The sequence below is a fragment of the Nostocoides vanveenii genome (assembly GCF_039531165.1).
Classification (GTDB): domain Bacteria; phylum Actinomycetota; class Actinomycetes; order Actinomycetales; family Dermatophilaceae; genus Nostocoides_A; species Nostocoides_A vanveenii.
Genome location: NZ_BAAAPN010000045.1, coordinates 179,215 through 193,814 on the forward strand (window position 1 = coordinate 179,215; position 14,600 = coordinate 193,814).

General features: G+C 70.5%; 11 protein-coding genes and 1 pseudogene. 4 read left to right on the plus strand and 8 right to left on the minus strand.

Annotation, left to right across the window (positions count from 1 at the left end):
* Nucleotides 1–28: 28 nt before the first annotated feature.
* Nucleotides 29–328, plus strand: a pseudogene (locus ABD209_RS19820) (SRPBCC family protein); the annotation flags it as partial.
* A 159-nt stretch (nt 329–487) separates the two neighbouring features.
* On the opposite strand, the gene ABD209_RS09655 reads toward ABD209_RS19820, so the two are convergent.
* Both ABD209_RS09655 and ABD209_RS09660 read right to left on the minus strand, forming a co-directional pair.
* Nucleotides 488–1,462, minus strand: coding sequence for a hypothetical protein (locus tag ABD209_RS09655; protein WP_324387204.1), 975 nt, complete (start codon nt 1,460–1,462; stop codon nt 488–490).
* Between the two features lie 56 nt (nt 1,463–1,518).
* On the minus strand, nt 1,519–2,577 hold the full coding sequence (locus tag ABD209_RS09660) for an outer membrane protein assembly factor BamB family protein (protein ID WP_324387205.1): 1,059 nt from the start codon (nt 2,575–2,577) through the stop codon (nt 1,519–1,521).
* Nucleotides 2,578–2,775: 198 nt separating this feature from the next.
* On the opposite strand from ABD209_RS09660, the gene ABD209_RS09665 reads away from it, so the two are divergent.
* Nucleotides 2,776–3,507: a Type 1 glutamine amidotransferase-like domain-containing protein gene (locus ABD209_RS09665; protein WP_324387206.1), complete on the plus strand. Its 732-nt coding sequence runs from the start codon at nt 2,776–2,778 to the stop codon at nt 3,505–3,507.
* A gap of 399 nt (nt 3,508–3,906) precedes the next feature.
* Nucleotides 3,907–4,329 carry an organic hydroperoxide resistance protein gene (locus ABD209_RS09670; protein ID WP_324387207.1) on the plus strand — a complete coding sequence of 141 codons (423 nt, stop codon included), beginning with the start codon at nt 3,907–3,909 and terminating at the stop codon, nt 4,327–4,329.
* A gap of 6 nt (nt 4,330–4,335) precedes the next feature.
* Here ABD209_RS09670 and ABD209_RS09675 read toward each other — a convergent pair whose 3' ends face one another.
* The 3 genes from ABD209_RS09675 to ABD209_RS09685 are packed head-to-tail and all read right to left on the minus strand — an operon-like array spanning nt 4,336 to nt 7,255.
* Nucleotides 4,336–5,637 (minus strand): polysaccharide biosynthesis protein, encoded by a 1,302-nt coding sequence (locus ABD209_RS09675; protein ID WP_344065345.1) that lies wholly within the window; start codon nt 5,635–5,637, stop codon nt 4,336–4,338.
* The gene (locus ABD209_RS09680) at nt 5,634–6,335 is read right to left on the minus strand and encodes a class I SAM-dependent methyltransferase (protein ID WP_344065348.1); all 702 of its coding nucleotides are present in this window, start codon (nt 6,333–6,335) and stop codon (nt 5,634–5,636) included. The genes ABD209_RS09675 and ABD209_RS09680 overlap by 4 nt, the downstream gene beginning before the upstream one ends.
* 44 nt (nt 6,336–6,379) lie before the next feature.
* The gene (locus ABD209_RS09685; RefSeq protein WP_344065350.1) at nt 6,380–7,255 is read right to left on the minus strand and encodes a class I SAM-dependent methyltransferase; all 876 of its coding nucleotides are present in this window, start codon (nt 7,253–7,255) and stop codon (nt 6,380–6,382) included.
* Between the two features lie 67 nt (nt 7,256–7,322).
* Here ABD209_RS09685 and ABD209_RS09690 point away from each other — a divergent pair, with 67 nt between their 5' ends.
* Nucleotides 7,323–8,471, plus strand: coding sequence for a glycosyltransferase family 4 protein (locus ABD209_RS09690; protein WP_344065352.1), 1,149 nt, complete (start codon nt 7,323–7,325; stop codon nt 8,469–8,471).
* A 66-nt stretch (nt 8,472–8,537) separates the two neighbouring features.
* On the opposite strand, the gene ABD209_RS09695 is transcribed toward ABD209_RS09690, so the two are convergent.
* From ABD209_RS09695 to ABD209_RS09705, 3 genes are read right to left on the minus strand one after another with little or no spacing between them, the layout of a single operon-like run.
* Entirely contained in the window at nt 8,538–9,620 is a 1,083-nt protein-coding gene (locus ABD209_RS09695; protein ID WP_324388212.1) for a glycosyltransferase family 4 protein, read from the minus strand.
* Entirely contained in the window at nt 9,617–10,444 is an 828-nt protein-coding gene (locus ABD209_RS09700) for a glycosyltransferase family 2 protein (protein ID WP_344065354.1), read from the minus strand. The genes ABD209_RS09695 and ABD209_RS09700 overlap by 4 nt, the downstream gene beginning before the upstream one ends.
* On the minus strand, nt 10,441–14,541 hold the full coding sequence (locus ABD209_RS09705; RefSeq protein ID WP_344065355.1) for an alpha-(1->3)-arabinofuranosyltransferase domain-containing protein: 4,101 nt from the start codon (nt 14,539–14,541) through the stop codon (nt 10,441–10,443). Before ABD209_RS09705 ends, ABD209_RS09700 begins: the two co-directional genes overlap by 4 nt.
* Nucleotides 14,542–14,600: the final 59 nt, after the last annotated feature.

A 14,600-nucleotide genomic window follows, 5' to 3' on the forward strand; every position in this document is an offset into this window, starting at 1 on the left:
GACTTCTCGCGCGAACGCGCACTTTCCGATGCCCGAGGCCCTGTTTACCTTCACGCACCTCTGGCGGGTGGCGGCCCCGCCGGATCGGGTGTTCGCGGTCCTCGCCGACCCCGATCGGTATGACCAGTGGTGGCCGCAGATTCGTTCGGTCATCCGGCTTGGCCCGGACGACGGGCTGGCCCGGGTGCGAAGCCTGCTCCCGCTGACGTTGACCTTGCATCTGCGCCGGATCGAGACGGACGCGGCCGCCGGCCGCCTCGCCGTCGCGATCACGAGAGACCTGACGGGCTGGGCGCGATGGACCGTGGGACCGGACCGTGACACCGGGGGGACTTGGGCGGCATACGAGCAGGAAGTCGTGGTCACCGCACCGCTGCTCGCGCGCATCGCGCCGCGTGCCGGTGCTCTACTGCTCGCCAATCATGAGGCGATGATGCGCTCCGGCGAGCGCGGCCTGCGCCGGCGCCTGAAGGAGCGAGCCTGCCGGTCAGGGGCGGCCGCGCCCCCAAGCGACGGCGACATCCGCCGGGGTGGTGAGCACCGCGGTCGTGCTCCGCTGTTTAAGCGCGGCCAGCAGGGTGTTGCGGCAGAAGTTCTCGGGGTGGCCGGTCCACCGGTTGCGCCAATCCGGGCTGGTGCAGTCCCAGGCGTTGGCTTGGCCCATGGTTCCGGACTTTCCGTCGACCACGCGATAGAGCTGCAAGATGCCATAGGTGCCGGCCGCCGGCCGCAGCACCTTCAGCATGTCCGGAAGTGCCGTGGTCCGGCGATCGGAACGGACCGGGAAGCTGTAGCACGGCAGGGCGGGGTTGTTGCACCGTCCCCCGTTGATCGAGTAGGTCAACAGTGGATAGGGGTAGGTCGTCGCGGCGGCCCTGGTGTTGGTCAGCGGGGTTTCGGTGTAGAGCCGACCGAAGCTGAAGTACTTTGACACCACGCTCTGAGTGGCCGCGTCTTGCATGTCATTGGGGTAGTTGAACAGCCCCCAGGCTTTGGTCTGGCCCTTGGCCTCCAGGACCGGAATGGTGGCGCCGCTCTCGTCGTACCGTTGTTCATCGGTGGTCAGCGTCGTCATTTCGACATAGTTCATGCCCTGGGAGACGGCCGTCCAGCCGTAGTTCGTGCGCAATGTGGCCAGGTCGTTCCAGGTCGGATAGATCACGCCCCGAATGCATGGTCGGCTGGTCGCTCCCATGCGATTGACCACTACCCCGGTGACGACCGTGGTGATTCCGATGGATTTCAGATCGGCCGCATCCTGAAGAAGGGTGCGCATGCCTGACGTGGGCGTGCACGCCGCGGTCCAGATCGACCGCCCGAACATGATGCTCAGGTAGCTCGGTGCCGGGGCATCGAGGGCGTGGCGATCGTCCGGCACCCGCTGGGCGCTTGCAGGCGTGGCGACGGCGGTCAGCAATAGCAATGGGACAAGGGCGCGGAGGGGTTTGCTGATCATTGTCATCTCTCGGGAATGGTCGACAGGGCGGGGGCCAAGCGCGGGCCCCCGCCCTGTCGACGTCACTTGGCGAACGAGTACAACTTGCCGCTGCCGACGGCATACACCGACGGCTGACCCTGCTGGTAGGCCGGGCCGGACAAAGCGTATTGGCCCGTTGTGTAGCTCCAGCTGGTGGCGCACGACGAGCTGAACTTGTAGGTCTTTCCGTTGGTGTTGGTGGCGTAGGTGCTGCCCGTGGTGGAGTCCGCCGCCGCGCGCGAGTTGAACGATCCGCCGACTGTGGCCATGCACATCGTGAGCCCATTGGAGGAGTTGATGCTGTAGAACTTGCCGTTGGCGCCGGTCAGGTAGACGCGGCCTTGGCCCTTTGAGCCCATGAGTTGTCCGGTGGTGCCCATATTGCGCGACCAGGACAGGGACCCGTCGGAGACGTTGTAGGCGTAGACATTGTTGCCCGCATCGGAGACATAGACGCGCCCGTCGTTGGGAGCCGAGGCCCGGCCGACGAGGTTGTAGCTCAAGGAGTGGTACCAGAGCGAATCGCCGGTGTAGGCACTCACCGCGTCGATGTAGTGGCCGTTGGCCAGCAGAATCACCCCGGCGTTGATGAATCGGGGCTCTTGCGCGCCGCTCACGCCGTAGACGTAGTCCCAGAGGAAGCTCAATGAGGTGTTGTAGCCGTAGAGCTTCGAGGCGTTCGGGAAGGCGGCGGCGACAACGCCATTGCCGTATGCCACGAGGGCGGGTCCACCTGGGCCGCTCGCCACGGCGAGCAAACCGCAGTTCGTCGCGCTCAAGGCGAGGACGTAGCCATTGGTGGTGCCGACGTAGACGCGGTTCGTGGCGGCGTCGACGACTGGGGCGAGCGTCGCCTGGCCGTAGTTCCCGCTGGTGCACACGAGCGACCCATTGGTCGTTCGTCGAATCTCCATCGTCTTGTTCGTACCGAGGACGACGGTGCCGGACTTGCCCATGGCGACGTTGAGATACGTCTTCCCGGTGCTGACGCTCCACCGAGGCGTTACGGGTGCTGAGGCTGATGCGCTCGCTGCGGCCGACCCGATGAGGGCCAAACCGAGAGCGGTGGCGATGCTGATCGTGCGTGTGGGCGACTTCATGGCTCTCCTCCAGTGCGCTGTGGCTCGGGAATCCCCGGCTCTTGGCAATCTAGACAGCGCGATCGCCGTTGTCTCGAAAACGCAGAAGTTGCCACACGGCATCCTTCGATAGCGCTCTATTACAGCAACACTCGTGATTCCAAGGCCCTCCGGATCGCCGACGAGCTCCGCTTGTCGCCGACCTCATAGAGTGGCCGTATGCCTGCAGACCAGCCCACCATCCTGGCCACCTCCGGCGGCTACCGCTATGGCACGCGGACGCGGATGGAGTTCGACAAGCTCGTGGAATATGCCGTCGAGCTGTCCGGGGTGACCGGACGCGCCCCGCGGGTGTGCGTCCTGGGGACCGCCTCCGGCGACCAGCGATGGTTCGCCGCCGAACTCGATGAGGCCGCGCGGGTGGCGGGCTATGACCTGACCCCGCTCCACCTCTTCCCGATGCCCAATGTCGACGACATCGAGGCTCACCTGCTCGCGCAGGACGTCGTGTGGGTCAACGGCGGCTCGGTCGCCAACCTGCTCGCCGTGTGGGACGTGCACGAGTTGCGCCCCGTCTTCCGGCGGGTGTGGGAGGCCGGCGTCGTGCTCAGTGGCGTGTCGGCCGGCTCGATCTGCTGGTATCGCGGCGGGTGCACCGACTCCTTCGGCCCCGATCTGCGCGCGGTCACCAACGGGCTGGCCCTGCTGCCCTACGACAACGGGGTGCATTACGACTCCGAGGAGCAACGGCGCCCGACCATTCACCGCCTCGTCGGCGACGGGACGCTGGGCGAGACGCACTGCACCGACGACGGGGTCGGTCTGCTCTATCGCGGAACCGAATTGATCGAGGCGGTGAGCGAGCAACTCGGCAAGGGCGCGTATGTCGTCACCCGCGGCCCCGACGGCACCGTCACCGAAGAGCGGATGGACGTTCGCGCTCTCGCGTGACGGCCCGGGCCGTGCGGCCCTTGCTACCGTCGGGCCATGGACGCGCTCCCCTTCTTCGTCCATGGCCGTAGTGTTCATCTGCTACCCAGGATTGGCGATGCAGGTGACCGCCGCCACCAAGGACGTGCAAAGGCGGCTGGACGTGCAGGACGACCAGATCAAGCGCACCGCCGACCGCGTCGGCGTGCCCGCATCAGAGGTCCGCGTCCTGCCGAGGTCCGCGAGGCGCTGCGCGGCGAGAAGATCCGCGCCATCAAGCCCCATCGCGACGCGACCGGCTCGGACCTGACATCTGCGAAGGAGGCTGTCGACCGGATCGAGTCGACCGGCGCCCAAGACACACCCTCGTGACCATGGGTCTGTGTGCGCGGCCCGTGATTGGCGTGCCAGGATCTGCGCATGACGATCCTCTACACCGCCGAAGCCCTCGCTACGGGGGCCGGCCGCAACGGACATACGCGCACCAAGGACGGCCACGTCGACCTCGACCTCGCCGTCCCCGTCGAGATGGGTGGTGCCGGGGGCGCGGCCAATCCCGAGGACCTCTTCGCCGCCGGGTATGCCGCCTGTTTCCACTCCGCCCTCCAACTGGTCGCGCGCCGCGCGAGGGTCGAGCTGGGCGAGTCGAGCGTCGGAGCGCGGGTCGGCATTGGCCCGACGAGCGGCGGCGGCTTCGGGCTGGAGGTCGCCCTCGAGGTGATCATTCCCGACCTGCCGGCCGACCAGGCCCAGCAACTGGCCGACGCCGCGCATCAGGTCTGCCCCTACTCCAATGCGACCCGCGGCAACATCCCGGTCACGGTGACGGTCGCGGCGGACTGACGTCGGTCAGCTCAGGCGCTCGCCGGCAAGCAGGGTCACCAGCCCCGCGAGCGAGAGCACGGCCAGGACGGTGATGGTCGTCGCGATGATCCCGCCGACCGTCGCGGGTGCGATGAAGCGGATGGCCAGGCCGACCACGATGACCGCGACCCACACCACCACCGAGAACGTATGCCGTGCCCTCGCCACGTCGACGTACGTCACCAACTGCACCACCGCGAGCAGCATCCCCGCGGCGGCGAAGGCGGGGGCATAGGGGGCAGCCTCGGCATACGCCGATCCGGCGAGGGCGGCCGTCAGTTCGGTGTCGAAAATCCAGGTGACGACGATGGCGAGGGCACCGACGCCGGCCACGGCGGCCAGCGCCAGCCGGACGGCGCGCCCGGAGGCGCTGCGCGCCGCTACGTGCGGGAAGACCCACAAGGCGATGAAGTTGGTGCCCCAGAAGGTGACCCGGGTGAAGAGGGTCAGGAAGGCATACCAGCCCGACGCGGTCGCCGGCAGCACCGCACGCGCGAGCAGGAGGTCGGCATTCAGGAGCGCGAGGAGGGCGCCCGAACCGATGCTGGCGCGCAGCAGGCCGCTCCATCCCGGTCGGCCGTCGTTGTCGCTCGCACCCTCCGCCGTATCGATGAGCCCGACGTCGATCGTCGATTCGCTGCCGGCGACCCACTGGTGCTCGGCGTCCACGGGCCCGGCGATCCCGTCCAGCCGATCACCGCCGCGAAGCAGCACGGCTCCAACGATGTTGACGGCGACCGCGGTAACGGCGGTCGCCCAGAGCGCGAAGTTCGGCCCGCCGCCCACGATCGCGGTCACGACGGCGGCGAGCGTGCGGCTGGCTGCGCTCAGGGCCAACAGGACGGCGAAGGCGATGTGGCGGCCGGACCCGAGCAGAATGCCGAGTTGGCCACCGACGTACGTCTGCGGCAGTAGCACGGCGGCCAGGCCGAAGGCCGGCCACCACGACGAGAGATGGAGCAGGTGCACCACGGCCGGCGCGGCTACCACGCCGACGCCCGTGGTGGCCAGGGAGACGAGCGCGGTTCGACGGAGTAACCAGCCGATCGCTCCGGCCGGATTCAGGGCCATCGCCCGGGTGGCTTCGAGTTGGATCCCGGTCGAGGTGACGGCCAGCACCACGGAGAGCCCGAGGAGGGCACCCAACTCGCCATACCGCTCAGGCCCGAGAGCACGGGTGAGCACGACGATATAGACGTAGCCGAGGATGCCGGAGGCGAAGGTTGCGACGGCGATGCTGGCCCCCGAGCGGGCCAGTCCCCGATCGGTCGTCCCGGTCGCGGTCATCGGGGCGGTGCGACTGGGGCCGGACGCTTGCGCACGACCAGCAGCAGGTTCCACGTGAGGATTTCGCGGACTCCGGGCAGCCGCAGGAGATGGCGGAAGGTGTCGGGGAGGTAGCGCGGCCGGGCCGCGAGGATCTCGATATCCGGGGTGCGTGTGGCCCACGTCAGGCCCTGGGCGATGCTCGTGCGGTGGATCGTCTCACCAAGGCGGTTCTTCGGCGGTTTGCCGTGCTTGCGCTCGTAGCGACGGGCCGCGTAGTCGCCACTGACCCAGTGCCACGGCGACGCCTCGTGGCCACCCCAGGGCGAGAGCCAGTTGGTGTAGCTGAGATAGAGCACGCCGCCGGGGCGAAGCACCCGGACCATCTCGTCGGCGACGCCCTCGACGTCCGGGACGTGCTCGAGCAGATTGCTGGAAAAGACGATGTCGATCGAGCCGGTTGCGAGGGGGAGGGCCAAAGCGGACCCGACGATGCCGCCGTCGGCGACCGAGGCAACGTGCGGGTCGTGATCGAGCGGCACATAGTGCGCTCCTGCGGCGCGGAAGGCGGCCGCGAACTGCGCCGGGCCGGCCCCGACGTCCACGACGATGCGGTCGCGGACCTCGACGTGCTCGCTCAAGGTCGCCAGCGAGTCCGCGGCGAGATGCCCGTAGAACCGATCGGGGTCGCTCTGCTCCACCAGGAAGCTGGCGAACAAATCCCGCGAGCGTCGCAGTCCCCGTCGCTGCCTGGTCGGGGCCGTCACGCCGCGGCCCGGCGGGCTGTCAGGCGCAAGGTGGGGCGGGTGCTCGGCGCGAGCGCCCGCAGGCCGAGGATGGCCGGGGCGGTCACGAGCGCGCCGGCCAGCACCGCACTGCTGCCCAGGACCCCGTCGGGCCGTCGAATGCCGCGCATCCGGGCCACCGACCCAGCGTCGGTGGTCAGGCTGTCCAGAACGAGTCGATCGACGCGAACGTCCACCAGATCGACGGCGCGTGCGGCCCGCGCGAGCGAATCGGCCGAGAAGAACCGGACGTGCGTCGGATCCTCGAGCATCCACCAGGCCGAACCATAGGTGCGCGGGCCCCACGAATCCCCGGCCGGAGTCAGGGCGACCATCCGGCCACCGGGTTGCAGCATGGTCGCAGCTTTGCGCATCGTGGCCAGCGGGTCGATGACGTGTTCGAGAACGTGCACCCCGACGACAAGATCGGCAGCGACCCAGGCGTCCGGGAGATCTTCGGCAGGGCCGGACCACAAGCGGCCGTGGGCCCGGACGAGTGGATCGACGCCGACATCGAGCTGCCCCGGGTCGACGCCCGACACAGCTGCGCCGGCGTCGTGGAAACGCCGCAACAGCCCGCCGGCGCCATAGCCGATCTCGAAGACGCTGCGGGGAGTGCCGTCGGCGATCAGCGCCCGGTAGGTGAGCGCGGTGCGCCACCGATCGAGGGCGGGATCGCCGCCATACGCCAGGTCGCGGTGGTGTGCCGCAGCCGCGGCCAGCGGCCGGCGGACGTGGCCGCATACGGGGCAGCGCTCGAGCGCGCCGCCGCCGAGGAGATGCCAGGGCAGCGTCGGTGTCGCGCAGATCTCGCACGGGCGGCCGCGTTCGAGCGTATCAAGAGGGAGCGGCACTCCGCTATCCTAATGGCGAGTAACAACCCGGCTGTGCCGCTGTCGGGCTTCCCGGAAAGGTCCCGACGTGGTCGACTGCGATCGCCTTGCCAGCAGGCCGCTGCGCATCCTCTATCTGTCCTGGCGGGACCGGGAGCACCCGGAGGCCGGTGGCTCCGAGACCTTCGTCGAGCGCACCGCCGAGATCCTCGCCGAGCACGGACACCAGGTCACTCTCTTCACCGCCCGCTTCCCGGGTGCGGCCGCGACGACCTGGCACGACCGGGTGCGCGTGGTGCGAGGCGGCGGCCGCTTCGGCGTCTATGCGCACGCGCTCAGGCACCTCGCGCGGCACCGCGATAACTACGACCTAGTCCTCGATGTCCAGAACGGCGTGCCCTTCTGGTCGCCCCTGCTGGCCCGTGTCCCGGTCGTCAACATCGTCCACCACGTCCACCGCGACCAGTGGCCGATGGTGTTGGGCAAGCAGCTTGGCGCCGTCGGGTGGTTCCTGGAGTCGCGGGTCGCGCCCTGGGCGTATCGCCGCAGCGACTATGTGACCGTCTCGGAGGCGACGCGTTCCGACCTCGCCGAGCTCGGCATCGCCCGCGACCGGGTGTCCGTCGTCTATTCGGGCAACGACCAGCCCGCGGACCTCGACTCGTATGCCGACATCCCCCGCACGGCCGAGCCCAGCCTGATGGTTCTCGGGCGGCTGGTGCCGCACAAGCACAACGAAGTGGCCATCGACGTCGTCGCCGCCCTGGCCGAGCGCTACCCGACGCTGCAGTTGCACATCGTCGGCAGCGGCTACTGGGAAGATGCCCTGCGGGCGCACGCCCAAAGCTCCGGTGTCGGTGACCGCGTGAACTTCCACGGCTTCGTCACCGAGGCCGAGAAGCACCGGCTGCTCGCCGAGTCCTGGGTGGTGCTGATGCCCTCGCAGAAGGAGGGCTGGGGTCTGACCATCGTCGAAGCCGGACTGCACGCGACCCCCGCCATTGCCTTCGCGTATGCCGGCGGCGTCACCGAGTCGATCGTCGCGGGCGAGACGGGGCTGCTGGCTGCGGATGTCCCCGAGCTGGTCGCCCAGGTGGACGCGCTGCTCGCCGACAACCAACTGCGTGGCAAGTACGGCGCCAACGCCCGCCGTCACGCCCGCTCCTTCAGCTGGGAGCGCACCGGCACCGAGCTCGAAGGCCACGTGCGCCGGATCGCCGTCCGCGCCCGAGGCTGAACCGGCCTCTCGACGGGGCTGAACCGGCCTCTCGACGGGGCTGAACCGGCCTCTCGACGGGGCTGGCTACTCGAAGTCGGCGAAGGCGGCGCCCATGCGGGCGCACTGGGTGGCGAGGTCGTGCTCGGCGAGCACGTGCGCGTGGTTGGCGGCCCCCACCGTGGCGCGGCGCGCCGGGTCCTGAAGCATCGTAACCAGGGCATCGGCGAGCGCCTCGACATCGTCCGCGACCAGCGCATTGCCGGGCGAGACGGCCTCGTCATTGGTGCCGCAGACCGTCGTCACGACAGGCAGGCCACAGGCCATCGCCTCCAGATAGGCCAGCCCGAGTTGCTCGGTCCACTTCCACGTCGGGCGCGGCGCGGTCGTGAAGACCGCCCCGGTGCGCAGGAAGCCGGGCACCTGGGCCGGGGGCAGGCTCCCGACGAAATCGACGCCACGCGCCGGGTCGGCCGCAGCCGCCTCGACCAGCCCCTGCAGCGGCCCCCGGCCCGCCACAGCCAGCCGAGCCTCCGGGACAGACCGGCGCACGATCGCCATGGCATCGAGCACCCGGTCGATGCCCTTGTTGGGGGCAAGGGGTGAGCAGAAGACGACGCGCGGCTCGGCGATCGGCTCGGTCGGCGGCGTGAACGCGGTGGTGTCGACGCCCGGCTTGACCACGCGAATCCGCTCGTCGTCGAAACCATTGGCCAGCAGGTGATCTCGCGCCGCGTCCACCATGCACAGCAGCAGATCCGCGTCGCGGCAGGAATCGACCGCCTGCTGATAGGGCGGCAACCGATAGAGCGGCTGGTCGGGCAGGTTCTCCCACGTGATGACCGCCTGGCGCACCCGGCCGCCACGCCCGCGCGCGGCTCGTCGCCAACGCGACGCCTGCCCGGTCACCAGGGAGCACAACTCCAAGGACGCCACCCAGTCGTAGGCCGCTGGGTCCTGATCGCCGACGCCGCGCGCCCACGCGAACGCGCCCGCCTCGATGAACCGCTTGATCGGTCGGGTGTAGGTCGTCGGCACCCAGGTGATCTCACCGTCCGGCGCTTCCCGGGCGAGCGCGGTGACGTGGGTCTGCGGCATACGGGACATCCAGTAGACCTCGCGCCGGGCCCGCTGGTCCGGCAGCGAGACCCAGAGCAGTTCGCGCGTCACGCGGCGGCCCGGTCCTTCGCCCCGCGGCGAGCGCCCCAGGCATACCCGCCAGCCTCCAGAGCGCGGAGGAAGACCATGCCGGCCGCGTGCGCGGGGTCCTTGGCCAAGCGACGCCAGTTGCGGGCATACGCGCGCAGGACGGTGCGGCCCTGCGCGCCGACGGCGCCGGCATGCTCGCCGGCGAAGGCGGGGATGGACCGGCCGTAGTAGTAGCGCTTGGCGAGCACGTCGGCCACGGTCAGCCGGCCCTCGTCGTGGTCGATGATCACCGGCGCGAGAGCGATCCCGGCGCCGTCCGCACGCATCCGCAGCCGCAGGTCGGCGTCCTCCGGCCCGGACATGGCCAGGTGGAAGCCGCCGCCGTCCACCAGATACGAGCGGCGGATCAGGCGCGGATTGTGCAGCCACGGCTCATCGAGATAGCACTCGCGCTCCAAGGCCCGGCAGGCCGTCCAGAAGCCGTCGCCGATGGTGCGCTCCGGCAGCGCGATCCCGGTGGCACCGGTCGTGGCGGCGGTGTCGACCGCGGCCTGAATGGCGTCCGGGGTGAGGAGCATGTCGCTGTCGAGCCAGAGCACCCACTCGCCCGCAGCGGCTGCGATCCCGGTGTTGCGCTGGGCGCTGCGCTCCGGCCCGGCGGTGATGACCTGGTCGGCGCGCACCTGGGCGATATCGGGCGTCCCGTCGGTGCTGTGGTTGTCGACCACGATCAGCTCGATCGCCGGATAGGTCTGCGCCCGAACGGAATCCAGACAGGCGGAGATCGTCCGTGCGTTGTTGCGCGTCGGGACGACCACGGTCACGAGGGCGGGTTGCTGGGTCATTGGGCGGCTTCCTTGGTGATGGGGTGTGCGCGCATCGCCCCGGCGAGGGCGATGACCAGCCCGGCGGCCGCGATGACGTGCGGTGTGCCGGAGTGTGCGTTGACGAGGGCGTCGACCGATCCCCACGCGGGGAGGGCGAGCGCGATCTGGGTGAGGCCGGCAAGGCCGACCAGGCCGGCACCGAGCACCAGGTGGTGTCTCGCGCCCAGCCGGTGACGGGTGGCCAGGGCGGCGACTGCCGCGATCAGGCCCGGCAAGCCGAGGGCGAAGCCCGCGGCCCCGACGAGAGCCCAGGGCCGCCAGCGGCGGGCGAACGGCCACGCGGGGCGGGCTGCCGGGTCGGCGACCACCGCCACGCGACCCGGCCGACGCCGAGGCAGCCACGCGACGACCAGCCAGGCGGCGCACCCGAGCACCGCCAGGCCCGATACCCAGGCGGCGCGGGTCGCCGCGCGTTGCGGGGCGAAGCGCACGTGCACCGAATGCCGGCCCGGCTCGCTGACGATCCACCCCACCGACCAGCCGTCGACGACGACGGGTGCGCCGAGCAAGTGGCCGTCGATCTCGGCGGTCCACCGGGCGTCATAGCCCTGCCCGATCTTGACGACGACCGGTGTGGTGCCGACATCGAACGTCACGCGCTGATCGGTGGTGCTCCCGCTGATCGAGAGCGCGCGTGCCGTGCCGGCCGCCACGGGCTCCAGGCCTTGCCGGTCGCGGAACGCCAGGGTGTCGATCTGATAGTCAGATTCGGATCGCATCGCGTGTGCGCCAGCGCCCAAGGTGACCGGCGAACAGCCGACCCAGGCGGTGCCCGGTGCCTGGCGATCGGCCAGCCGGATGGGGGCCGCCGGCCGCATCCGCAGCGGGAGGCCGTCGAGCCGCGCCACCGCGACACAGCCCCGGTCCGGTTCGAGCGAGGGGCGCAGCCCGGTGTCGATGTCGACGAGATGGGGCGCCCATCCGCTGCCGGACTCGCCCGAGAAGATGATCCGCACGGTCTTGGCGCGGACCGGCTCGGCCAGGCGGATGACCGTCGTGCCCGCGGTCAGCTCGGCCCGGGCCACGGTCCTGCCGTCCGCCACGATCCGGGCGCGGGTCGCGATCCGGCCGCTCTCGGCGCCCTGGGGCACCCGCCGCTGCGTCAGCGTCACCCGCTCCATCGTTCGGGTCGGGCCGGTGATCTCCCACCAGGCGCCTTCGACACCCGACGGGATCCACCCCGTCCGGTTGTCCCCGTCGACCGCCATCGACCCGCGCAGATCTGGGTTGTTCGCGAAGATCGAACTGACCCGGACCGACACGGACGGATCGAAGCCGGCCAGCCGGTCATACGTCGCCCAGGACGCGTCCGGCACCCGCACCGTCGCGGACGTCGCGAACTCGCGGACGTCGGGCAGGCTGAAATCGCGTTCCAGGGTGGTCTCGGAGTCGTCGGCGGCACCCGCCGCATTTCGTACCCGGGCGAGCAGCACATCCAGCGGCGTCGCCGCGACCTTCGCCCGCCCGGACGCGTCCAGCGAGGCGTATGCCGCGTCGAAGCTCACCGGGAGCCGCCCGATCCGCGTGACGGTGGGTCCGGGCAGGCCGAGTTCGGCGATTCCGACCAACGAATAGCCCTCGCCCCGGATCGAGTCGACCCGCAGGTGGACCCCATCGGCGCGCACCCCGCCCAAGTCCACCGTGGCGACGCCACTGTCCGGCAGATCAACCGTGGCCCTGACCCCGCCCGCGGTCAGGGTGACCCGGCCGATGTGCACCGAGCCGAGGGCCACGGGGCGAATCGTCACAGCATCGAGCGTCTGCGGCTGGGTAAACCTCACGTCGAGGGTGACCCCGGGTGCGCGCCGGAAGTCCCCGAACAGCCAGGCCGTCGCCGGGTCGCCGTCCAGGACATTGGCGGGCTCGCCATAGGGCGTCTCGAAGAAGGCCGCACCGCTCTGACTGGCCGTGACCTGCGGCCCCTGCTGCGTCAGGACCGTCTGATCGTCCGCGGCGCCGAGCGCGCGCGTCGCGGCCGGGGTCTGACCGGCGGGCAGTAGCGGCCCGAAGCCGGCGGTGAGCCGGCCAGGGATCACGCTCTGGCGCCGGTTGGTGTCGGTCAGCACCAGGCGGGCTGCCTCGGTGAGCCTGGCGGCGACGGTGGCCGGCGTGCTGGGGGTGGTGGTGTCCGCGGCGAAGCGCACCACCGGCATACCGGGAAGCAGCCCGGAGCGGGTGAGCGCGTCATACGCCCAGCCGTCGCCCGCCACCAGGACGTTGCCCGTGAGCGGCCGGGCCGAGACCGTGGCCGCCCGGTCGTGCACGTCATAGACGTTGAGGGGGGAGAGGAAGCCCTCCGGCCCGTATGCCGGCACCTTCCCGATGACATTCTCGCCCGCCGCGCCGTAGCGGCCCTGCAGCGTCAGGCCGGGGTCGGCGCCCAGGACCGCCGTCGTCGTCGCGGGCCGCGCGCCGCCGTTGTCCTCCCAGGTCACGTCGTGGCGCAGCAGCACGGTGCCCGCCCCGAGATAGCGCGCCACGGTGGAAATGGTGCCGGGGGCGGCGGTGGCGCTCGCGACGAGGTCGCCCAGGGCGGCGAGCACATTGGCGCCGGGGGGCGAGGTATTTGCCGTGGTCTCGGGGATGATGGCCTCGCGGGTGAGCAGCGAGTTGGCCAGGTCGTCGGGACGCTCGTCGGTCCAGCGGTAGGTCGGCCGGGCCTGGGCGGGCAGGAAGAGCACCCGGCTGGCGTGCGACTGGTCATCGAGCGCCGCCGCGGCCTGGCGCCAATAGGCGGGGATGTCGATCGGCGAGGTGTTGAGATTGCCGACGACTGCGGGATACGCCCAGCCGGCCGCCAAGGCCGTCACGGCGAGCGGCGCGACCCATCGGCGGCCTACTTCTGGGACCGGACGCCACCTCCGGGATCGGACCCACCAGATCGGCAGGGCGTGCCCGAGGGCGAGGGCAGCGCCCAGGGTCAGGACGGCACCGGCCTTGTTGGTCGTCCGGAAGGCCAGGAGCGGGCCGACGGTGTCGAAGAGCGTGGCGACGACGGCGGCGACCGGAGTGGGGCCGGCGCCGGCATACAGGCCGACCATGGCGATGGCTCCGGTCGCGATCAGCAGCGCGCTGGTGCGCCGCAGCACGGGGCCGGCCACGGCCAGGGCGAGCAGCGCGAGCACCGGCCAGGCCATCGACGCGATCACGATGACGGGATTGATCTGATAGGGGGCGAACTGCGGCTGCCATGGGCCGTCCGGGCCGACGCCGTAGAGGGTCCAGATGCCCAGGCCCCGCAGCACTTCCGTCAGCGAGGACACCCGGGCGATCCCGTCCACGGTCTCCGAACTCGCGACGATCTGCTGCCCGGTGGCGGCAGCGGTAAGCGACGGCACCAGCCAATACACCGACACCCCGGCCACGGCGATCGCGCTCTTGATCAGAACCAGGCCGATCCGGCGCCAGGGCAGCCCGTCGGCCCGGCCGACGATCAGGGCGATCGGGGGTACCGCCAGCAGTTGAAAGATCGGGATGACGGCGACATTCATGCCGCTCTGGGCGAAGAAGGCCAGCCCGACTACCGCGGGCCAGACCCACGAGCGGGGCCGGCGCAGGGCCCGGACCAGGGCATACGCCATCCAGGGCAGGAAGGCATAGGGGAGAAGCACGGCGAGGGTGCTGCCGCCGACCACGGCATACGGGTTGGCGAGATAGCAGGCCGCCGTCGCCAGACCGGTCCATGACGACGCCGAGGGCGATAGGGCACGCCCCAGGCGAGCGGCGCCAGCGGCGGCGATGAGCCAGAGTGCGACGTGGGAGATGGCGAAGATCGCCTGGGCGGACAGGCCGAGCAGGTCCAGCGGGGCAAGCGCCAACACGACCGGGGTGAGGCCGACGTTGAAGTTCGGCGAGCCGAGATACGGCGTGCTCGTCCACGAGGAGAAGTATTGACCGACCATGGCGGCCGGTGACTCGTAGATCTCGGGCTTGATGTCGGTATAGGTGTGCCCCCAACCGTTCGCGACCACCACGAGCACGACCAGCAGACCCAGGCCGGCCACGGCGAGCCGATGCGGCGTCAGGAGGCGATGTGGCGTCAGGGCGCGGCGCATCGAATCGACTCCGGGAGGGCGGGACGGGTTGGCTGAGTGGTGGTGGTCCGGTTGCTACC